The following is a 19,861-nucleotide window of genomic DNA, read 5'->3' as shown; positions in this document are numbered from 1 at the left end:
CCCTGCCTTTCGCCTTTAGCCATGCAGGCCAAGCTCATTGGCGGTCTTCCAGATCCGCCAGTGATCATGTGGCATGTTGGTATGCCGCAGACCAAAGGCCCGGAACGCATCCTGCACCGCGTTGGAGAAGCATGGCACCCCGCCCACATGCGGACTTTCGCCCACGCCCTTCGCACCGATGGGATGATGTGGCGACGGCGTGACGGTGTAGTCGGTCTCGTAATTCGGAACCTCCCATGCAGTCGGCAGGAAGAAATCCATCAGCGTGCCCGTCTTCACGTTGCCCTGATCGTCATAGGCGATTTCCTGGCCCAAAGCGACGGCGAGTGCTTCGGTCAGGCCGCCATGCACCTGTCCTTCGATGATCATCGGGTTGATCCGGGTACCGCAATCGTCCAGCGCGTAGAAGCGGCGGATGTCTGGCACGCCTGTATCCACATCAATATCCATCACGCAGACATAGGCACCGAACGGATAAGTCATGTTCGGCGGGTCATAGTAGCTGACCGCTTCAAGCCCTGGCTCAATCCCTGGAATGGCCTGATTGTAGGCGGCGAACGCGATTTCTTTCATGGTCTTGAACCGCTCGGGCGCTCCTTTGACCACGAAACGGTCGACGTCGAACTCGACGTCATCGTCATGCACTTCCAACAGATAGGCCGCGATCATTTGCGCCTTGGCGCGGATCTTGCGGCCAGCCATGGCCGTAGCCGCCCCGGCAACCGGGGTCGAGCGCGAGCCGTAGGTGCCCAGACCATAGGGCGCGGTATCGGTGTCACCCTCTTCGATGGTGATGCTATCGGCAGGTAATCCGATCTCGGAGGCCAGTATCTGTGCGAATGTCGTCGCGTGGCCTTGCCCCTGCGAAATCGTTCCAAGCCGTGCAATTGCAGAGCCCGTTGGATGGATGCGAATTTCGCAGCTATCGAACATGCCGAGACCCAGGATATCGCAATTCTTCACTGGGCCGGCACCCACGATCTCAGTGAAGAAACTGAGACCGATTCCCATGAGCTTGCGCGTTTCGCCCCGTTTGAACGCCTCTACACGCTCGGCCTGTTCCTTGCGCAATCCCTCGTAGTCGACGGTGCTGAGCGCTTTGTCCCATGCAGTGTGATAATCGCCAGAGTCATATTCCCAGCCAAGCGCAGCCTGATAGGGGAATTGCTCTTTCTTGATGAAGTTGATCCGGCGCAAATCTGCCGCGTCCATGTTCAACTCGATCGCCAGCACCTCGATCATCCGTTCGATGAAATAAACCGCCTCTGTCACGCGGAAGGAACAACGGTAGCTGACCCCGCCCGGCGCTTTGTTGGTGTAGACGCCATCAACCTCAAGGAATGCAGTCGGGATGTCGTAAGATCCGGTGCAGATATTCATGAAACCCGCCGGGAATTTGGTTGGGTCGGCGCAGGCGTCAAATCCACCATGGTCCGCTGTCACATGGCAATGCAACCCGGTGATCTTGCCGTCCTTGGTGGCAGAAATGCGGCCCTTCATCCAATAGTCGCGGGCAAAGGCGGTGGTCATCAGATTGTCCATCCGGTCTTCGATCCACTTTACCGGTTTGCCGGTGACGATGGAGGCGACGACCGAACACACATAGCCCGGATAGGCCCCAACCTTATTTCCAAACCCGCCGCCAATATCGGGAGAGATCACACGGATATTGTGTTCCTCGATCCCGGAAATCAGGCTGACCACAGTGCGGATAGCATGAGGCGCCTGGAACGTGCCCCAAAGAGTCAGCTTGCCATTGACCTTGTCCATTGAGGCGACACAGCCGCAGGTTTCCAGTGGGCATGGGTGCGTACGGTGGTAATACATGGTCTCTTCGGCAACGACCTCGGCATTGTCGATTGTCTCGAATGTTGGATCCTTGTCGCCCGCTTCCCACGTGAAGATGTGGTTGTGATGCTTTCGAGGACCATGTGCTCCATCGATTGGTTTGCCATCCTCGCCCACGGTGTCTTCACGAAGAACTATCTCTGATTCCATCGCCTTGAACGGATCGACCAGAACCTCAAGCTCTTCGTATTCGACCTCGACGGCCTCGATTCCATCTGCCGCCGCATAGCGGTCTTCGGCCACCACAAACGCCACTTCCTGGCCTTGAAACAGAACCTTGCTATCGGCCAGAACCATCTGCTTGTCGCCGGCCAGCGTCGGCATCCAATGGAGGCCGAGCGGTTCAAGGTCCTTGGCGGTCAGCACAGCGAGAACGCCGGGCACTTCAAGCGCTGCCGCCGTATCGATGTTGGTGATCCGTGCGTGAGCGTAGGGAGAGCGGACGAAATCTCCAAAGAGCATCCCGTCAAGCTTCACGTCATCGACGTAGTTGCCCTTGCCTTGAGTAAAGCGGGCATCTTCGACCCTTTTGCGCGAACAGCCCATGCCCTTGAGGTTCGCGGTGCGTTCCTCACGATCTGGTGTCATGTCATTCATTGGGCCGCCTCCTTGGCTGCATTCATCTCGGCCGCTGCGGCTTTGATGGACTTCACGATGTTCTGATACCCGGTACAGCGGCAGATATTACCTGCCATGCCAAAACGGATCTCTTCCTCGGACGGGTTCGGGTTCTCTTCGAGCAACTTTGCCGCGCGTGTGATCATGCCCGGTGTGCAGTAGCCGCATTGCAGCCCATGATGTTCCTTAAACGCCTCTTGCAGCGGGTGCAGCGCGTCAGGCCCGCCGATGCCTTCGATGGTTGTGATATCCTTGCCATCGGCCTGCGCCACGAACATGGTGCAGGACTTGACTGATTTACCATCAATGGTGACGGTGCAAGCGCCACAATGGGAAGTCTCGCAACCAATATGCGGGCCGGTGATGTTGAGCCGCTCGCGCAGCGTGTAGATGAGAAGTTCGCGTGGCTCGGCAAGGAATTCCTCTTCCTTGCCGTTCACCGTGATCTTGTAGTGTTGTTTCTTTGACATCGGACGATCTCCTCACGCACGCGACCAGGCGCGCTCAATGGCGCGGGTCAGAATGATACCTGCCACGTGTTTTTTGAAAGCGACGGGGCCGCGGTTGTCCTCGGTGGGGTCAATATCACCGAGCATGGCGGCCACAGCGGTCTTAATGGCATTTGCATCGACGCCGGTGCCAACCAGAGCGGCCCCAGCCGCCTCGGAAAAGACCGGTGTGTCGCTCAGATTGGTCATTGCAATCGAGGCGGAGGCACAGGTGCCACCTTCTTTCACGATCTGGACTGCAGCAGCAGCGGTAGCATAATCACCAATCTTGCGCTTTTGTTTTTCATAGGCGTAACCGCCATGCGGCGTTGGGATGGTGACTGAAGTCAACACTTCTTCGTCTTCCCGAGCGGTCATGTAGGCGGCTTCGTAAAACTCGCGGGCAGCGATGTCGCGTTCCCCGTCAGGACCCTCGACAGTGAAACGCGCATCCAGGCACTGCATCAGGCCGGGCATGTCATTGCCGGGGTCGCCATTGGCCACGTTGCCACCAACTGTACCCATGTATCGGACTTGCGGGTCTGCGATCTGAAGGGCAGCTTCGCGCAGAATCGGAGCGGCGTCAGCCAGTGCTTCGTGATCAATAATCGCGTGCTGGGTGACCATCGCACCGATGCGGATACTGTCACCTCCGATCTCGATATCAGACATGCCGCCAACATCCTGAAGATCGATCAGATGCGGCACATCCGCCATCCGCAGCTTCATCATCGGAATCAGGCTGTGCCCACCGGCCATCACGCGGGCATCATCGCCATGCTCTTCCAGGATCGACAGCACACCGGCCATGTCCTTGGGTCTGTAGTATTCGAATGCCGCTGGAATCATCGGCTCTCCTCCCTTCAAGCAAATGTTCTGGCTGAAAGGATCACTGCATGCGCTTGGTTGGCGACGCTTCAGTAAATCAACAAAAAACAGGTATTTTGCACGAAATGCGCCCTAGGTCGCACGAATTGCGCCCACCTGCGATGCAAGCGCATCCTGAACCGTCTTGAGTTTGGATCGACTGACCGGTGCGGGTGGTAAACCATCCCCGTCGAACAGGCATCGGCCCTTATCCTTGGTACGCTCAAACCGCGCCACGCGCTGAGGATTGACAAGGTAGCTGCGGTGGGTCTGGAGAAATCCGGTGGGCACTAATCGCTTGGCGGCCTCGGTCACTGGCCAGACACAAAACAACCGATCCGTTTCGGTGTAAACTTGGGTGTAGTGCCCATCCGCGCGCAAAAACAGAACATCTTCGGCAGAGATGAAGACCTTTCCACCATCCCGTTCGCAAGGAATTTGCAGCAATGGTTTTACATCCACGGTCGCTTCTGTTGGCTCCGGGTCTTTCCTCGAAGGTCCTGGCAGGTAGGTCACGCTGACCCACAAGCAAGCACCAAATATGATGAAACTGAACAGGATTACGCCAATGGCCAGCGTCTCGTTGCTCATCAACGGGCCAAACTCAACCCCACTTGGCACGGCGACGAAACGGGTGCTCGCCAGAGCAAGAAAATGAACGGTGCAAACCGCCACTGCAAAACACAATGTGCCCAGCAAAATGTTTCTGTTTGTTCGCTGCCCGTAGGCAATCGCGAAAGCCAGCATACAAAGCGCTATTGCAGCAATCGAGGACAAGATGACGCCACTGGGCGTATACACTGCCCGGCAAAGCTCCAAGCCAGCCATGCCAATATAGTGCATCGCCAAGATGCCCAACCCAACGACGCCTCCTGCCATCGCAATCGTGGCGCGGTTGCGTTCGGTGAAATGCAACAGAATAAGCGCAGCCCCGACGAGCAGGATCGCGACAAGGGCAGACACAAGTGTGATTGCAGCGTCGTAATAGAACAGGACCGGCATCTGAAGCCCGAGCATGGCCACGAAGTGCATGGCCCAGATTCCACCGCCAAGCGAAACAGCCGCAAGAGCCACCGAGGCCTTCTTTTCAAAGACCGGCTTCGTCGAAAGATCTCGCGTCATCGACAATCCTGTAAACCCTGCCACGAAGGCAACGATGCAGGACATGGCGACGAGGAAACTGTTGTGGCTGACGTCGAGAAACTCCATTGTCGCAAATTGGCTAAAAAGTATGCGTTTGGCAAATGGATCAACGATGTCGGACGTTCAAAGAGCGGTTACACATTAGGCGATGCCCAGCTCCGAAGCATTCGTGCCGAGGTGGCTAGCATGCTGCTATTCGGCGGCTTTGAGGCCAAATCCGCCGTTCATATTGATTGGGTGAAAACCACAATTTAAGGCTAATGAAGATCTGCTCGGCCCCACGCGCCGTCATCATTTGATGTTTAATTTGTGACTTCCAAAAGCTGTTGGGTGGAATGGCTAGAGATGCCTTTAGACCGCTCTAAAAACTTGCCAGTCTTCGGATAAGCCCTTCAGTTCTTTTGTTCCAAGACTTTCGAAGTCCAGACCGTACCCAGCCACCAGATCTTTTACTGTTCTGGAAACGACGATGTCGCCGCCTCCGCCCAATTCAGAGATACGCGCTGCAATGTTAACGGCAATTCCGCGCACATAATGCAAAGAAACTTCGACTTCGCCTGTGTGAACCCCTATGCGAACTTCCAGATTCAGCGTGGAAATGGCATCGCCAATCGCCTTGCCACGATGGATCGCCTAGCCGGGTCCGTCAAACGCAGCGAGAAAGCCATCGCCATATACTTGGTAGGCAATGTGCACCTCATCACTGTGCCTCCTTAGGACAACCCTATTGGCAAAGAAATGCCATGAGGCACGCTTGGTTCAACCAATATCTTTTCAATCAGCAGTGAAGGCCAGAAGGCCAGTCCGTTAACCGATGGTTCGATCCCTATAGCAATCGATTATCCACAATAGTGCTTATGGTTTCGCTTTTTGTGCTAGCGTTGGGCAGTTGCGAGCACGCACGTTTGAGTATGCTGACGAAAGTGGGAGTGTGGAGATGCTGGTTGACCGATATGGACTGACGTTGACGACCAGCCTGCCAGAGGCGCGGGATGCCTATGTCGCGGGGCTTGATCACATCCTTGCAGCAACGTTTGGTGCAAGCGAAGCTTTTTCCGCCGCCATCACGGCCGATCCCGGCTTCGCCCTCGGTCACGTTGGGCTTGCTCGAGCTCGAATGTATGAAAACGATATGTCTGGCGCTCAAGAGGCAATGGCGTCGGCCCGCGCCTGCGCATCTGGGTTGACTGAGCGCGAGGAGGGTCATCTCGCGGTATTCGATCTCTTGCTTCAGGGACGTGTTTCACAGGCACGAAGCGCAGTTCTGAAGCACGCTGCTCATCACCCCCGCGATGTCCTTGTCGCGCAGATCTGTACCAACATTTTTGGTTTGATTGGGACATCGGGTGAGCCTGGTCGGGAAAGCACGCAACTTGCCTACACGACCAAATTATTTGATGCCTTGGGCGAAGACTGGTGGGTTATGAGCGTACACGGTCAGGCGCTGTGCGAAGTTGGGCGGCTTGATGAGGCCATGTCCATGATGGACGGCTCGCTCGCTTTGAACAACGCCAATGCAAACGCGTCACACTTCAAAGCGCACACACTCTACGAGCAAGGTTATGGAGAGGCCGGTCGCGCATACCTTGCCGACTGGATCGCGGATTATGATGTGCGCTCGGTATTGCACGGCCACTTAAGTTGGCATCGCGCTCTGTGGGCCTTGGAGCAAGGGGATGAGGCTGAGCTATGGACGATTTACGAGGGGGCTATCGCACCCGCAGCGTCCTATTCGTTGCCGATAAATGTTCTAACCGATGCTGCTGCACTTTTGCACCGCACTGAGATTGCGGGTCTAACAGTTGCGCCCAAACTTTGGCGCGACCTGAGTGAATACGCATCACGGTTTTTTCCAAACCCAGGCATGAGTTTTGCAGACATACATGGCGCACTGGCTCATGCAATGGCAGGGGAAGGAGAACGCCTTGCGGTTCTGACCGAAACAAGCTTGGGTTTTGCGTCAGATCTTGTTCGCCCGGTGGCGCGTGCGTGGGGCGCGATTGCGCGACAAGATTGGACGGATGCGCTGCAACAGCTGACACCGGTCATGGCAGATCACGCTCGTCTGGGTGGCAGCCGCGCACAGCGTGACCTTTTGGAGCTGACTTACCTGAATCTGCTATTGAAATCCGGCCATATTCAAGAAGCTCATCGAACGATTACAGCGCGACGCCCGATCTTCAGTCATAATGCGCCCGTTGCAGGCTTTGTCTGAATTCACAAAGCTCTAGTTTATCAGCTCTTCTTACCCCTCCTTTAGCTAGGCTACGCACGACCGGAATGGACTGGTTACTTCCTGATTACAAATCCCGAATCACGCCATTTATGGTATGCAAGCCTGATCAATCGCTCTGCAACCTGGTCGTAATTTCTGACAGGCGAGACCAGGATTGTAAGGTGACGGGCAAAGCAAGTGCGGCTTCCGCAAACTCCCACGAATAGCTGATAATCGAAAATATCATGCCCGGTGTCGCATCCAGGTTTTGGGTCGCGAACCACAGGTTGAATAGGAGCAGACCTATTAACAGAATGAAGATTACGCCATACAGAACGGCTTCGGTATCCGAGAGCTTTACTTCGAACCGGCGCAGTTTACTCAGGTGGACGAAAACCGGACGGTCACGTCGTTGTTCCAGAACACTGATCTGATGCTCCATTTGCTCATTCAGCGCACGGTTCCATTGCCAAAACGTCGAATGAAACAGAGCGTACACAGATATCATTCCGACAAGAACTCCACAGGCAGACAGGGCCAGAACTGGCGAGAAGTAAAACAGCAAAATTGCTGATACGACGAACTGCACCACCCCCGCGATTGCCGAGGGCAGGATCTCCTCAAGAAAGTCGGCCAGTTCGCGCCCCATGCCGATCCGGGCGTTCAGCGACGAAATTGGAAGATTTGAAAACCGCGCGGCAAGCGCCTTGCCCAATTCGACACGGATCATACCGTAGACACGTGTATCGTAAATCCGCCGGATCACGCTGATCATAGTGAGGGCAACCATGAGCGCACCTAACTGCACAAAGGGCTCAAAATCTTCGCTCAGCAATCCATCTATGGCGAAGCCGACGAACAGCGGAATCAGAACCGTCATGGCAGTTTCAGCCAGGATCAGGAACCACGTAAGCCCTACGCGCCAGCGGAACACACTCAGAAGCGTGCCGATTGTCAGTTGTCGATCTGTCAGCATGGCGCACTACTGATCATAGTGAATGCGAACACGCACATCGCCCGGCCAAACCGAGGCAGCCTTGAAATCCGGCTCGTCCTGAGGGTCTGAGGCACCTGTTGAACCCAGCCCCTCCAACAGTTTTGTCTCAGTCATGTTCAGGTCATCGTCCTTGTTTTCGTCATGAAACAACAGCACAGCGTATGGGCCCGCGTTCAGGTCAGAAAACTCATGGCTGACGCTGCCTTTACGTGACGGAATCTGGGCGTAGTCAATGGCGCTCCAGACATCCAAACTGTCAAAGGCGCGCGCGTTATCGAATACAAGGATCACGATGTTGCCCTTGGCGTTGCGGATGCCGTCCACAGTCACATTCAGACCCTCGGCGGAGGCCGGTGTCGCAAGCGTTATCACGGCGAATGCAGGGGCTAGAAGGTTCCGTATCATGGCTTTGTCCTTTCTTCAGGAGGCTGCGGAAGGGGTGACTTGAGAATGGCAATGACATCCTCGGTGATGGCGATCAGTACCGGCACCAGCAGCAGCATGAGGGCTGTGCCGAAGAGTTCTCCAAAAGCTAAAGAGATTGCCGCAGGGATCAGATACTGCGCTTGCTCAGAGGTTTCGGTCAGCAAAGGCAGCAGACCAATCACTGTAGTTGCGGTGGTCAGAAAGATCGCCTTGAAACGTCCAATGCCTGCGCTTCTCAGCGCCAGATTCACGGGCTGACCTTCCTCTCGCGCCTGATTGTAGCGGGTGATCATGACCAGACTGTCGTTCACAATCACACCGGTCAGAGCAAGCATGCCGAAGAACGAAAACAGCGACAGCGAGACATCCATGATCAGGTGCCCGACGGCGGCTGCGATAAAGCCGAATGGCACGATGGCCAGAATGACGAAAGGCTGCCAATAGCTTTTCAACGGCACGGCCATCAGCACATAGATCAGAACGGCTGCCAGCAACAGCGCGCGCTTCAGGCCATCGCTTATATCGGCTATCTCTTCCAGTTCACCGGCCGGCAGGACGGTTACGCTGGGATATTTGGCACGGAGTTTCGGGACCAGCTGCTCGAACACCGCCTGCCCCACCTCTTCGGGAGCAACAAGGTCGCGGTCGATGGACGCGGCTACGATGTTCATGCGCTTGCCGTCACGGCGATCGATAGTGCCAGAGGCATAGGTGCCCTCGATTTCGGCGACGGTCTCAAGCGGCACCCAGGCGCCGGATGCGCTGCGCAACCGGGTCTGCACCAGATCCGCCAACGTATCGCGGTTTTCACGCGCGTTCTGTACGACTACGCGGACTTCGGACCCATCGCGTCTGACCTTGGTCACCTCGGCCCCGCCGAACCCATAGCCAATCTGTCTGGCCAGAGCCTCGGCGTTAAAACCAAGGTGCCGCGCGTCCGGGCGCAGGCGGAGTTTCAGTTCAGGTTGGCCGCCCACCAACCCATCCCTTACATTTGCCACGCCCTCGATGTTCGACAGGAAACCTTTCATTTCAGCGCTGGCTTGCTGCAGAAGATCTTCGTCTTTTGACGCCAACCGGATTCGGAACCCTCCGGCAAGCGTTTCCGATCCGGTGAACTCCAACTCGGTGGCGCCCTCGACCGCACCGACCCGGTCGCGCCATTCGCGGACCACGGAAAGGATCGGGACATTCGGACGCTCAGCTACCGGGATCATTTCAGCGAATACTTGCGCATTTCCAGCGCTGTTGATGATGGTGAATACTGTCTGAACGGGTGGAGCAGACATGCTCGCCTCTTCTGCAAGCTCGACGTTCAGCTCGTTCAACACGGCTTCGATCCGATTCACGTTCGTGCGGGTCAGTGCAAAGGGGGCGCGGGCATCCATTTCCAGGTTCATCGTGATGACCTGACCGGGCACCTCGGGAAAGAACACCGTCCTGACCTTGCCCTTGTACATCAGGCCAAGCCCCAGCGTTGCGGCGGCAATGAACAAGATCAGCACGGCATAGCGCTGACGCACCGCCGCGACGAGCAAAGGCTGGTAGATGCGATCCCGCACCCAGTACAACCCGCCCTGCGCAGAATCCTGTACCCGCCCCCACAAGCGGGTCAGCAGGTATCGACGCTCTTGCCGCATCGAAACCTGCGCCAGATGGGCGGGCAGGATGAATTTGCTTTCGATAAGCGAAAAGATCAGCGTCAGGATCACGATGCCCGCGAACCCGGCAAGTACCTTGCCCAGCGGATTGTCGATCAACAGCATCGGGAAAAAGGCTGCGATTGTGGTCAGCACGCCAAAGACGGTCGCAACGGCCACGCGATGCACGCCGCGTTCCGTGTCCCTAATCGGGTCCTTCCCCTTGCGGCGTTCTTCAAAAACGCTTTCGCCGACTACAACGGCATCATCGACCAGAATTCCCAAGGCAATGATCAGACCAAAAGTCGTGACATCGTTCAGCGAATAGTCCACCCATTTCGAGCCCGAGACAGCAAGCGCCCCCATGACCGAAACGGGAATGCCCATGGCAACCCAGAAGGCCAAACGCACGTTCAGGAAAATCGACAGCATCAGGGTCACAAGGATCAAACCCTGCACCCCGTTTGAGCGCAACAGCGCCAGGCGGTCCGAGATGTAGCCAGCGCTATCACCCCAGATCTCGACCTGAACCTGCGACGGCAGCTGTCGGCTGAACTCGTCAACCGTGCTGCGCACGACATCACTGATCTCCAGCAGGTTTTCCCTCTGCCCGACCAGAACCTCCATCCCTACGGTTGGTTTGCTGTTCAGGCGAAACAGGTACTCGCCGTCCTGAAACCCGTCTTCGATTTTGGCAATATCGCCCAAAGGCACATAGGACCCGTCGTCACGTTCGATGATCGGCAGAGCTGCGTATTCCGGCACGTATTTCGCCCTGTCATCGGCCCGCAGATAGATCGTACCGCCATCGGTCCTCAGACGACCTGCCTGAAAGGCCAGCGAATTCCCTTCGATGGCACGGGTCACATCCGAAACCGTCAACCCATAGTGGCGCAGCAACGCCGGGTCGATTTCAATGCGCAATTCCCGCGGTATCAGGCCCCAGATTTGCAACCGCGACAATTCCGGTTGCGCCAGCAACTCTTCTTTCAGGCGTTGCGCCAAGCTCTGCAATGTGGCGGGGTCTGTTTCTCCGAACAAGTTCAGATACAGCGCCGGGAAATCGAAACCCGAGGCTTCGATCTCGGGTCGGCGAGCAGTATCAGGCAGATCAGTCAAGCCGTCGATCCGAATACGGACACGATCCAGGACGGCTTGTAGTTTCTGGCCACCTGCGCGACGGACAGTCACGACACTTAGGTTATTTTGGGATTGTGAGGTCACACTACGCACGCCCTCCAAACCTTCGAGGGCCTGCTCAACTTTCTGGGTCACCAATTCATCAACCTGTTCGGCTGTGGCGTCCGGAAACTCGATCGCGATTGTAACACTTTCCGGCGGAATGCGGGGGAAGCCTTCGATCCGAATGTTCAGCAGCGTTTGCACCCCAAGAAATAGGATCAGTGCCATCATCAGATTGGCAGCGACCGGATTTCGGATAAACCAGGATGTCAGAGCGTGCATGGCTCAGCCTCCATCTGATTGCGGCGTCACCCGCTGACCCGGCAGAAACGAGGCCAAAGGTGTTTTGGCCACGCGCCACGGGCCGGTCCCTTCGGGAGCCGATACCGTCACTGTACTTTCGCTGCGGAACAGGATGTTCGGGCTAAGCCTCTGCAATTGGTCCTTATCGTCTACAAGCCAAATGTATCCCGCACGGGTCAGGACGCTTTCGGGTAGGGTTAATGTGTCCGAGATCCGGCGTCCGGGTATGTGAACCTGCAGGAAGTCTCCGGCGAGTATGCGTTCATCGGGCTTTGTGACATCCAGAAAGACCCGCACCTGCCGTGTGTCTTGATCCAGAAACCCTCCTCCACGCCGGACTTGAGCCCGCCCCAACGCTCCGCCCGAGCGCTGTGTCAGATCAGCAGTGGCGCCAGAGATCGGATGATCCAACAACGCCCAGTCCGCCTGACTAAACTCGGCGACCAGTTCGAATTGCTGGTCGTCCGAAAGGTGTATCAGGGCATCGCCTGGGTTGACCGTCTGGCCCAGACTGGCAAAGCGATGGGTTACAAATCCCGAAAAAGGGGCGACAACCTCCGCGTCCTTCAGTTCATTTCGCGCCGCATTCAGCCGTGCCTGCGCAGCTGCAACGGATTTCTCGGCAATGCGCAATTGCGGCAGATTCACAGCCAGTTCGTTTGGCGGTTCTGTTTCATCCCGGTCAAACTGTCGTTGCGCGACTGTCACTTTGTTCTGCGCGCGCAATAACGCCAGTTCCGCTTGCTCAAGCTCCATCTCAGCGGCTGCAACGGCGCTTTGATAAGGTGCATTTTCGATTGAAAACAAAGGGGCACCCCGTTCCACCTTAGTCCCTGCCAAAGCAGCGTTGTGCACTGCAATGATGCGCCCGGACACAGCAGATCGCAGCTTGGCATCCCACCGAGGCAGAACTTCGGCAAACGCCGAAACCCGCGCTTGTACGGTTGCTGAAGCAACTGTGACGACCGAGACGGTCGGTGGCGGAGGTGAGGTCGTTGTTGCCTGAACATCAATTGTATCTTCTGTATCAAACAGGAGGATGGCGATCGCTACAAACAGTGCCAACGATAGTCCAATCCAAAGCCACCGCCGGGTCGGTCTTTGCCGAGTTTCCAAAGTTTTGTCTGTCATAGACCAGTCTTTCCTGTGCCGCCGAATCCATTGCACCTTGTGGCATTCGATAGAGTGTCATATACTATGAACGATCGTTCGTTCAATATTAAGTTGAAAAAATGTCCGAAGACACCAGGAAGCCGGAATCAATCCGGGAAAAGGCAACAGCCAAGCGTCGCAACCAGATTTTGGAGGCCGCAGTTATGTGTTTCCTTGAGCGCGGCTATCATCAGACAGGCGTCCGCGATATCGCTGCGCGGGCGGGCGTCAGCCTTGGAAATCTCTATAATCATTTTCGCGGCAAACATGATGTGCTTGTAGAAATCGCAATACTTGAACGCCGCGAGATGGAGCCGTTTCTGAAAATCCTGAACTCAGATGCGCCCGCGCCCAAAGTCATAAGAAAGTTCATCAAGGCCTACGCAAAATACCTTGCTGCGCCAGAAAACGTTATTCTCACGTTGGAAATTTCGAGCGAAGCAGTTCGTCAACCGGACATCGCGCAGCTGTTCGTCGAGAACCGATCGAGTTTGACTGAGGCCCTGGAAGCCGTAGTGAAGCGAGGAATTACTGGCGGTGAATTGCGCACCGTTCCGGATCCCCTTCAGGCGTCACAACTGGTGATCGAAGTTCTGGAAGGTAGTGCATATCGTAGTGTACTGTCAGAAATGCCTATGACCGGGATCATTGTGTGCGCTGAAGACTTTATTATGAGTTCCTTGCTGGCACGTCATTAGCACGTGGGTAGCGTGTCGTTTTGGATTTCGTGAATGTCAGCCAAAGGGAACTGCCTGAGACATTCATTTAGGCAGCAAAGATCGACTTTGAGCCGGCCGAAACGCGCGGGAGGTCAAAAGAAAGTTGGAATTGCAGTTAGGACTATTGGCTAACGCAATATCATCCGAGGTTCGGTTACCAGACTTCGTTTAGTCACAAGACAAAGCGGTGGCAAAGCGCATGCAGATTCCAACCACCGGCACAGCGCCAGATCGTTTTTGATGCGATTGACGCACTGATCTATTGATACTGTAGGGATCAGGCGATCAGATACGATGGCAGATTTCTCAAGCATCCGCCTTTATCAGGTCGCTTGCCTTTTCGCCAATCATGATCGCTGGTGCGTTGGTGTTGCCGCTGACGATTTCCGGCATGATCGAACAATCAGCCACCCGCAGGTTCGAAATACCGTGTACCTTTAGTCTTGCGTCGACAACAGACGTCTCGGCGTTCCCCATCGCGCAGGTGCCGGTTGGGTGGTAGATCGACACGCTGTTCGATCTGGCCCAATCCAGAGTGCCTTCATAATCTTCGCAGCTCAGCTCTGCCGTTGGTCGAAACTCTTCTGATATCTTCGAGGCCAGAGGGTTTTGTTTGGCAATCCCGCGCGCGATGTTCACGCCGTCGACAATGGTTCGGCAGTCCGTTTCAGTAGACAGATAGTTCGGGATGATCTTGACATGTTCGGATGGGTCCGGTCCGTTCAGGCGCAGCTCTCCCCGACTTTCCGGACGCAGTTGGCAGACCGACATCGTGAAGGCCGAAAACGGATGCACACCTTCGCCTGGGCTGTCGGCGGACCAGGGTTGCACGTGGAACTGAATGTCGGGCGTCTCAACATCGGGCCGGGTTTTCATGAAACCAGTCGCAAGGCTGGCGGCCATTGTCATCGGACCCGCACGAAATAGTGCATATTTCAGCGCGATTCGCGCCTGATTGAACAGGCTGCGAACTTCGTCATTCAGTGTGGGCTCATTGCATTTGAACACCAGCCGCGCCTGCAAGTGATCCTGAAGACCTTTGCCAACACCCGGCAGGGCGTGCAGCGGTTTGATACCATTTTCCTTTAGATGATCCGGCTCTCCGATCCCTGACAACATCAGGATTTGGGGAGAGTTGATCGCCCCGCCGGACAGGATGACCTCGCGCCGAACAGTCAGTGTCTGCTCGTTACCAGAACGATCCCGGTAGACCAGCCCGGTTACTTTTTTCCCATCCAGAACCACACGCGACACAAGCGCTTTGGTGATGATGTTGAGGTTCTGACGACCGCGAATGGGCTTGAGATAGGCGACGGCGGCGCTACAGCGGCGCCCATTGCGCGTGGTCAGTTGGAAGTAACCCACGCCTTCTTGCTCGGCCCCGTTATAATCTGGGTTGAACGGGTAACCGGCGGCCTGTGCTGCTGCGACCCAGGCATCGCAGATCGGGCGCTGAATGCGCATGTTGGACACTGACAAGGGGCCATCGACGCCATGATATTCATCCTCGCCGCGTTCTTGATCCTCACAGCGTTTGAACAGGGGTAGCACATCGTCCCAGCCCCAACCCTCGTTGCCCATTTGCCGCCAGCGGTCGTAATCTTCCTTCTGGCCACGCACATAGAGCAACCCGTTCAGCGAAGATGAGCCACCCAGTACCTTGCCCCGCGGCCAGTCGATGGATCGACCGTTAAGGCCGGGGTCGGGCTCAGTGCGATAGCACCAGTCAACCGAGGGGTTATGCATCGTTTTGAAATAGCCGACGGGGATGTGAATCCACGGGTTGGTATCGCGGCCACCTGCTTCGAGCAGCGCAACAGTTGTGTTGGGGTCTGCGCTCAACCGATTGGCAATGACACAGCCCGACGATCCTGCGCCAACAACTGCATAATCCACCTCCATGACCGCCTCCTTCCAAACTCGCTGAAAAAAACTCTATGCAAGATGCAAGAATTATACTAGCCTTTTTTGATACAAAACGTCTCAATAATTGCGATCAGGGAGGTAAGCAATGGAGATCGGACGGAAACTAAGTGGTATTTCACGGCGAGATTTCTTCCGCGTGGCCGGGCGTTACGGCATGAGTTCGACACTGCTGGCGGCAGGCGGGTTCGGCGGCGCGATGAGTCTGGCGAATCTGGCGCAGGCCGCCGAATCCACCTATGAGAAGCGCTTTTCGAAAGAGCCGAAGCACACGCTGAAATTCGGCGCGTCGGGTTTCAACACCCGCAACCTGTTGATTGAGCGCGCCGGCGCAATCGAGTTCGCGCGCGACCTGGAAGAACGCACGGACGGCGAGATTCGCATCGAATTCATCGGCGACAACCAGATCTGCGGCCAGCTGAGCTGTGTCGAAAAGACCCAACAGGGGATCGTCGATATTTATGCCGCCTCAACTCAAAACTCGGCCGGAGGCGCACCTTATCTGAACGTGCTGGACTATGCCTATATGTTCCCCAGCCGCGCGGCGCAGTATCACTTCTTCTATAGCCCGGCGAGCCAGCGCATCCTGCGTGATCCGCTGGAAAAACGGCACGGGTTGAAGTTCCTGTTTACCCATTGTGAGCTACGCGGCCTGCAAATGGGTTCGACCTTTGCCGACAAGCCGACCGTCACCAAACTGGAAGAGTTGTTTGGTACCAAGAACCGCGTGACGGGTACGCAGTTGGGCCGGATTGCAATGCAATTGCTGAATCTGAACCCAGTCCCGGTGGCTTGGGAAGAGACACTGGATGCGCTTAAGACAGGTCTGATCGATGGGGCGGAAACCTGGGCCTCGGCCGTGGCTTACGCCAACATGGCGCCGGTGGTTTCGCAGTCGGTCAATCTGAAATTTTTCTGCGGCACTGAACATACGTCCATGTCGGCCGAGGTCTTTGACGGTCTGAGTGGAGAATTGCAGGACGCAGTTATGGAGTCTTCCTACTTCACTCAAGCGTTGATCCAGGGTGCGAATGAAGCCGCATTGCTGAATACGGTAGGCTTCTCGGAGCCGCAATTGCCGGACACTATCTTCGCCGAAAATGGCGTGCGCCCGGCATTCCTGGCTGACGATCAGATCAAGCTGGCCGAAGAGATGTGCGCTCCGAACTACAACCCAGAGCCTTGGGCCCAGTGGCGCGAACGTCTGAATAAATGGGCAGGCGGCATTGATACCTATCAGGAAATCTACGACATCGCGCGCGAGATTCCGGCCGACACCCTGCCGGAAAATGTCGAACCGCGCCGTTGGTGGAAAGGCGAAGCCTGATAGACTGTTACGAACCGGCCCTGAGCGGGCCGGTTCAACTTTATACCGACTGGGAGGACGGGGTTCATGTCGTTTTGGGCAGACATCGGCGCGATTTTCAGCGCCTTTCTCAGCCAGGATTCGTTCGAGATTCAATCCGCACTGGAATCCGACGCCGCCTGGGTGTTGGGCGCGATTGTCTCGGCGATTGGCGGAATCGTGATCATGTTGATCTATCGGGCGGTGCCCTTTGTTGAACGTCATCTGGAACGGTCGGTGATGGTGTATTCCTACCTTGCGATCGCATTAATCATCTTCTGGGGCGTGATCGACCGGTTTGTGTTCAACGATCAGGAACCCTGGTCGACCACCATCCCCCCGCTGCTGTTCATGGTCATGGCGTGGTTTGGGGCGTCGTATAACGTCCGCCTGCGCACACATTTGAGCTTCAGCGAATTCCGCACTGCAATGCCGAGGGCTGGGCAATTGGCTTGCCTGATACTCGACGCGATATTGTGGTTCATCTTTGCGGTGATCGTCATCGTGACCACAACACGGCTGGTGGCATTGTCGGCATCAAACTTTCAGATCGTTCTGGGCACAGACAATATCATGCAGTGGTGGTTCCTTTTGGCCGCACCGCTGTCGTTCTTTCTGATGGTCGGGCGCGTGTTCCAGAACCTTGCCGATGATCTGAACAACTGGAAAACAGGCGAGCCGCTGATCAAGCAGGCCGTGATCGGAGCAGACTGATGACAGACGGAACTATGGTCACACTGATCTCTCTTGCGGTCACCTTTCTGTTCATGCTGGGCGTGCCGGTTTTGCTGGTAATCGGCTATTGGGTCATCGGCTGTTCGTTTGTTCTTGGCCTGACGCTGGACAACATGGGTGCTGAACTTCTGAACGTGTTCAACAAGGGTTTCGCCTTGCTGGCGATGCCGCTTTTCATCCTGACCGGCGACCTGATCAATAAATCGGGCATCGCGCGGCGGCTCAGCGATTTCGCCTATGCCTGTCTGGGCTGGATACGCGGTGGATTAGCGATGGCGTCACTCGGCGCTTGTGGGCTGTTTGCTGCGATCTCGGGGTCGAACTCGGCAACGACAGCCACCATTGGCTCGATGCTGCACCCCGAGATGGTCAAAGGGGGTTATGACGAACGGTTCAGCGCGGCCACGGCGGCGGCAGGCGGTACGGTGGGGATCATCATTCCTCCCTCGATCATCTTCATCGTCTATGGCTTCCTGATGAACCTGCCGATTTCCGAGCTATTCGTGGCGGGTATCCTTCCGGGCGCGCTGATGGTCTTTGGCATGCAGTTCGCCTGCTGGATCATTTGCCGCATGAACGGCTGGGGACATCTGATTCCGCTGCAACTGAACCGGGTGCTGAAAACTGCATTCGGTGCCTGGCTTGGATTCTTTGCCATCGGGCTGGTGCTGTGGGGTATATACACAGGCAAATTCTCACCAACTGAGGCAGCCGGAGTGACGGTCGGCTTCTGCGTTATTGCAGGGTTGGTCAGCTATCCGATCAATCGGATCATGGGCGCGCGGAACGACATCTCACCCACCGAAAAAAGCTATGCCGAGATGTTTGTCGTCGAAGGTTTCACGATCCCCGAGATCCCCTCGATCGTGATCCGTTCGGCCCAGATCACAGGCATCCTCGCACCGCTGATCGCAATTTCTGTGGTGATGCAGCAGATCCTGTCTTTGCTTGGCGCTCAGCAAACCATTGGGGATTTCGTAACCTCGATGGGTGGCTACCATGCGGTTCTGTTTACTTCGATGGTGATCGTTTTCTTCTCGGGCATGGTACTGGAAAGCCTGCCTGTCACGATTATCCTGGCCCCGATCCTGGCGCCGATTGCAGCCTCGGTCGGGATTGATCCGATCCATTTCTCGGTGATCTTCCTTGTTGGGGCGTCGATCGGATTCATTACCCCGCCGTATGGGCTGAACCTTTACGTAGCCTCGGGCGTGACCGGAGTACCCTACTTCAGACTGCTGAGGTATACGGTGCCTTATCTGGTGTCTCTGCTGTCGGTTTGGATTTTGGTGTCGCTTGTGCCCGATCTGGCCTTGATCCTGCTGCCGAATAACTAGACTGTTCCGGGATGGCCGAGACGGAAACACAAGACAAAGAAACTCAGATCCCAACTAACTTGCGCCTTCTCCTCATCCTTGAGGAGGTGGCGCGACGCGGGGTAGCCGTCAAACCATCGGACCTGATCGAGGCACTCGGTCTGGCGAAACCAACAATCCACCGTTTGTTGCAAACAGCAGAGGCCGAAGGTTTCCTGCAGCGCGATCTGGATGGCCGCTCATACGGTCCCGGGCACCGTCTGCGGTTGCTTTCAGTCAACACCATGTCGTCCGAGCATCTGCGCACAGCGCGTTTGGCGATCTTACGCAGTGTCGCCGAACAGGTTGGTGAGACCTGCAATCTCGCCATCCCCGACCGAGAGGGCATGATCTATCTTGACCGGGTCGAGACGAAGTGGCCTTTGCGCATTCAATTACCGGTCGGGACACAGGTTCCCTTTCATTGCACCGCCAGCGGTAAGATGTACTTGTCCACGCTCCGGCAGAAAACACTGGATGGGTTTCTTTCAGCAGGAAATCTGCAGCCACAGACTGAAAGTTCACTGACCGACCCGCAGTCATTGCGCACGGAAATCCAACATATCGCTGAGAACGGTTATTCCACTGATGATGAAGAGTTCATGAGTGGAATGGCAGCCCTAGCAGTACCCGTTCAAGATGGGCAAGGCCGATTGGTGGGCACACTTTCGGTTCATGCACCGACACAACGTCACAACGTCAACAGCCTGATGTCGTTTCTGGGTATCCTGAAAAAGGGAGCAAATGAACTTTCGGCTCTGTTAACCACGTGACCAGAACCTGAAAGACAGCCGCGACATAATAATTTTTGCTCGACTGCCACGGCAGGTATCGTCCGGTTCGGGGCATTCTGCATCGCAACGGATGAGCCGCACACAAAGGCCTTCCTCACAGCAATCACTCTC

At 56.0% G+C, this 19,861-nt stretch carries 18 protein-coding genes; 8 read left to right on the top strand and 10 right to left on the bottom strand.

Features of this window, described 5'->3' with window-relative positions; all coding sequences use genetic code 11:
• Positions 1 to 15 precede the first annotated feature (15 nt).
• The 4 genes from ACRZ9U_RS20225 to ACRZ9U_RS20210 form a co-directional block, all read right to left on the bottom strand.
• Positions 16 to 2,445: an aerobic carbon-monoxide dehydrogenase large subunit gene (locus tag ACRZ9U_RS20225; RefSeq protein ID WP_170402079.1), complete on the bottom strand. Its 2,430-nt coding sequence runs from the start codon at positions 2,443 to 2,445 to the stop codon at positions 16 to 18.
• The gene (locus ACRZ9U_RS20220) at positions 2,442 to 2,936 is read right to left on the bottom strand and encodes a (2Fe-2S)-binding protein (RefSeq protein ID WP_170392521.1); all 495 of its coding nucleotides are present in this window, start codon (positions 2,934 to 2,936) and stop codon (positions 2,442 to 2,444) included. Before ACRZ9U_RS20220 ends, ACRZ9U_RS20225 begins: the two co-directional genes overlap by 4 nt.
• A 12-nt stretch (positions 2,937 to 2,948) precedes the next feature.
• A complete protein-coding gene (locus ACRZ9U_RS20215; RefSeq protein WP_170402082.1) occupies positions 2,949 to 3,803 on the bottom strand; it encodes an FAD binding domain-containing protein in 855 nt (284 codons plus the stop codon).
• A 111-nt stretch (positions 3,804 to 3,914) separates the two neighbouring features.
• A complete protein-coding gene (locus ACRZ9U_RS20210; RefSeq protein ID WP_170402085.1) occupies positions 3,915 to 5,030 on the bottom strand; it encodes an MHYT domain-containing protein in 1,116 nt (371 codons plus the stop codon).
• On the opposite strand from ACRZ9U_RS20210, the gene ACRZ9U_RS20205 reads away from it, so the two are divergent.
• On the top strand, positions 5,007 to 5,219 hold the full coding sequence (locus ACRZ9U_RS20205; RefSeq protein ID WP_170402087.1) for a hypothetical protein: 213 nt from the start codon (positions 5,007 to 5,009) through the stop codon (positions 5,217 to 5,219). The two genes, ACRZ9U_RS20210 and ACRZ9U_RS20205, sit on opposite strands and share 24 nt — an antisense overlap.
• A 96-nt stretch (positions 5,220 to 5,315) precedes the next feature.
• Here the strand turns inward: ACRZ9U_RS20205 and ACRZ9U_RS20200 are convergent, their stop codons facing one another.
• Positions 5,316 to 5,495 (bottom strand): hypothetical protein, encoded by a 180-nt coding sequence (locus ACRZ9U_RS20200; RefSeq protein WP_480902842.1) that lies wholly within the window; start codon positions 5,493 to 5,495, stop codon positions 5,316 to 5,318.
• A gap of 3 nt (positions 5,496 to 5,498) precedes the next feature.
• Between ACRZ9U_RS20200 and ACRZ9U_RS20195 the strand changes: the two genes are divergently transcribed.
• On the top strand, positions 5,499 to 5,681 hold the full coding sequence (locus tag ACRZ9U_RS20195; RefSeq protein ID WP_480902840.1) for a hypothetical protein: 183 nt from the start codon (positions 5,499 to 5,501) through the stop codon (positions 5,679 to 5,681).
• A 220-nt stretch (positions 5,682 to 5,901) separates the two neighbouring features.
• A complete protein-coding gene (locus ACRZ9U_RS20190; protein ID WP_170402091.1) occupies positions 5,902 to 7,179 on the top strand; it encodes a tetratricopeptide repeat protein in 1,278 nt (425 codons plus the stop codon).
• A 127-nt stretch (positions 7,180 to 7,306) separates the two neighbouring features.
• On the opposite strand, the gene ACRZ9U_RS20185 is transcribed toward ACRZ9U_RS20190, so the two are convergent.
• The 4 genes from ACRZ9U_RS20185 to ACRZ9U_RS20170 are packed head-to-tail and all read right to left on the bottom strand — an operon-like array spanning position 7,307 to position 12,858.
• A complete protein-coding gene (locus ACRZ9U_RS20185) occupies positions 7,307 to 8,155 on the bottom strand; it encodes an ABC transporter six-transmembrane domain-containing protein (protein ID WP_170392526.1) in 849 nt (282 codons plus the stop codon).
• Positions 8,156 to 8,161: 6 nt separating this feature from the next.
• On the bottom strand, positions 8,162 to 8,581 hold the full coding sequence (locus ACRZ9U_RS20180; RefSeq protein ID WP_170402094.1) for a DUF2141 domain-containing protein: 420 nt from the start codon (positions 8,579 to 8,581) through the stop codon (positions 8,162 to 8,164).
• A complete protein-coding gene (locus tag ACRZ9U_RS20175) occupies positions 8,578 to 11,706 on the bottom strand; it encodes an efflux RND transporter permease subunit (protein ID WP_170402097.1) in 3,129 nt (1,042 codons plus the stop codon). Before ACRZ9U_RS20175 ends, ACRZ9U_RS20180 begins: the two co-directional genes overlap by 4 nt.
• A gap of 3 nt (positions 11,707 to 11,709) precedes the next feature.
• Positions 11,710 to 12,858 (bottom strand): efflux RND transporter periplasmic adaptor subunit, encoded by a 1,149-nt coding sequence (locus ACRZ9U_RS20170; RefSeq protein ID WP_170402100.1) that lies wholly within the window; start codon positions 12,856 to 12,858, stop codon positions 11,710 to 11,712.
• A 101-nt stretch (positions 12,859 to 12,959) separates the two neighbouring features.
• Between ACRZ9U_RS20170 and ACRZ9U_RS20165 the strand changes: the two genes are divergently transcribed.
• Positions 12,960 to 13,577 carry a TetR/AcrR family transcriptional regulator gene (locus tag ACRZ9U_RS20165; RefSeq protein WP_170402103.1) on the top strand — a complete coding sequence of 206 codons (618 nt, stop codon included), beginning with the start codon at positions 12,960 to 12,962 and terminating at the stop codon, positions 13,575 to 13,577.
• A gap of 327 nt (positions 13,578 to 13,904) precedes the next feature.
• Here ACRZ9U_RS20165 and ACRZ9U_RS20160 read toward each other — a convergent pair whose 3' ends face one another.
• Complete coding sequence (locus ACRZ9U_RS20160) at positions 13,905 to 15,500, bottom strand: GMC family oxidoreductase N-terminal domain-containing protein (protein WP_170402106.1); 1,596 nt, start codon at positions 15,498 to 15,500, stop codon at positions 13,905 to 13,907.
• A 109-nt stretch (positions 15,501 to 15,609) separates the two neighbouring features.
• On the opposite strand from ACRZ9U_RS20160, the gene ACRZ9U_RS20155 reads away from it, so the two are divergent.
• The 4 genes from ACRZ9U_RS20155 (at position 15,610) to ACRZ9U_RS20140 (ending at position 19,729) form a co-directional block, all read left to right on the top strand.
• The gene (locus ACRZ9U_RS20155; protein WP_170402109.1) at positions 15,610 to 16,848 is read left to right on the top strand and encodes a TRAP transporter substrate-binding protein; all 1,239 of its coding nucleotides are present in this window, start codon (positions 15,610 to 15,612) and stop codon (positions 16,846 to 16,848) included.
• A 66-nt stretch (positions 16,849 to 16,914) separates the two neighbouring features.
• Positions 16,915 to 17,580 (top strand): TRAP transporter small permease, encoded by a 666-nt coding sequence (locus ACRZ9U_RS20150; RefSeq protein ID WP_170392533.1) that lies wholly within the window; start codon positions 16,915 to 16,917, stop codon positions 17,578 to 17,580.
• Positions 17,580 to 18,938, top strand: a complete 1,359-nt coding sequence (locus ACRZ9U_RS20145; protein ID WP_170402112.1) for a TRAP transporter large permease — start codon at positions 17,580 to 17,582, stop codon at positions 18,936 to 18,938. The genes ACRZ9U_RS20150 and ACRZ9U_RS20145 overlap by 1 nt, the downstream gene beginning before the upstream one ends.
• Positions 18,939 to 18,949: 11 nt before the next feature.
• The gene (locus ACRZ9U_RS20140; RefSeq protein ID WP_170402115.1) at positions 18,950 to 19,729 is read left to right on the top strand and encodes an IclR family transcriptional regulator; all 780 of its coding nucleotides are present in this window, start codon (positions 18,950 to 18,952) and stop codon (positions 19,727 to 19,729) included.
• Positions 19,730 to 19,861 lie beyond the last annotated feature (132 nt).

It is taken from the genome of Ruegeria sp. D7 (genome assembly GCF_056534355.1).
The sequence above is the reverse complement of the archived record's forward strand: the minus strand, read 5'-3'. Positions and strand labels throughout refer to the sequence as shown.

Coding starts and splice junctions, on each gene's coding strand:
- ACRZ9U_RS20185 (WP_170392526.1), bottom strand. CDS start 8,155: ATGCTGACAGATCGACAACTGACAATCGGCACGCTTCTGAGTGTGTTC.
- ACRZ9U_RS20155 (WP_170402109.1), top strand. CDS start 15,610: ATGGAGATCGGACGGAAACTAAGTGGTATTTCACGGCGAGATTTCTTC.
- ACRZ9U_RS20220 (WP_170392521.1), bottom strand. CDS start 2,936: ATGTCAAAGAAACAACACTACAAGATCACGGTGAACGGCAAGGAAGAG.
- ACRZ9U_RS20165 (WP_170402103.1), top strand. CDS start 12,960: ATGTCCGAAGACACCAGGAAGCCGGAATCAATCCGGGAAAAGGCAACA.
- ACRZ9U_RS20195 (WP_480902840.1), top strand. CDS start 5,499: ATGCAAAGAAACTTCGACTTCGCCTGTGTGAACCCCTATGCGAACTTC.
- ACRZ9U_RS20150 (WP_170392533.1), top strand. CDS start 16,915: ATGTCGTTTTGGGCAGACATCGGCGCGATTTTCAGCGCCTTTCTCAGC.
- ACRZ9U_RS20225 (WP_170402079.1), bottom strand. CDS start 2,445: ATGAATGACATGACACCAGATCGTGAGGAACGCACCGCGAACCTCAAG.
- ACRZ9U_RS20140 (WP_170402115.1), top strand. CDS start 18,950: ATGGCCGAGACGGAAACACAAGACAAAGAAACTCAGATCCCAACTAAC.
- ACRZ9U_RS20175 (WP_170402097.1), bottom strand. CDS start 11,706: ATGCACGCTCTGACATCCTGGTTTATCCGAAATCCGGTCGCTGCCAAT.
- ACRZ9U_RS20215 (WP_170402082.1), bottom strand. CDS start 3,803: ATGATTCCAGCGGCATTCGAATACTACAGACCCAAGGACATGGCCGGT.
- ACRZ9U_RS20180 (WP_170402094.1), bottom strand. CDS start 8,581: ATGATACGGAACCTTCTAGCCCCTGCATTCGCCGTGATAACGCTTGCG.
- ACRZ9U_RS20170 (WP_170402100.1), bottom strand. CDS start 12,858: ATGACAGACAAAACTTTGGAAACTCGGCAAAGACCGACCCGGCGGTGG.
- ACRZ9U_RS20210 (WP_170402085.1), bottom strand. CDS start 5,030: ATGGAGTTTCTCGACGTCAGCCACAACAGTTTCCTCGTCGCCATGTCC.
- ACRZ9U_RS20160 (WP_170402106.1), bottom strand. CDS start 15,500: ATGGAGGTGGATTATGCAGTTGTTGGCGCAGGATCGTCGGGCTGTGTC.
- ACRZ9U_RS20145 (WP_170402112.1), top strand. CDS start 17,580: ATGACAGACGGAACTATGGTCACACTGATCTCTCTTGCGGTCACCTTT.
- ACRZ9U_RS20190 (WP_170402091.1), top strand. CDS start 5,902: ATGCTGGTTGACCGATATGGACTGACGTTGACGACCAGCCTGCCAGAG.